Genomic DNA, 218 nt, shown 5'->3' with positions numbered 1-218 from the left:
CAACGAAAGACCCGTCCTCAACATTAACCTGGTTAGTTGGCGCGGAGGCAAAGCGCGGATCCTTCAGCCAATTGTGGATCATATTGGCATTCGCAGAATACCGGCGCGCCACCTGTGCAACCGATGCACCGGGAAGAACCGCTTGCGCGCAGATCTCCCGCTTCTCCTCATCAGACCAAATCCGCCGTTTCCTTCGATTACTCATTAAGGGCCCTTAA

The 218-nt window shown here is 54.6% G+C and carries 1 protein-coding gene; it reads right to left on the bottom strand.

What is annotated here, in order from left to right; all coding sequences use genetic code 11:
• Window positions 1–205, bottom strand: a 205-nt coding sequence (locus ACXAIC_RS24930) for a transposase (RefSeq protein WP_475187161.1), incomplete at its 3' end; no start/stop codon positions are given.
• Window positions 206–218: the final 13 nt, after the last annotated feature.

The organism is Roseibium sp. AWQ4_254, assembly GCF_056161025.1.
The sequence above is the reverse complement of the archived record's forward strand: the minus strand, read 5'-3'. Positions and strand labels throughout refer to the sequence as shown.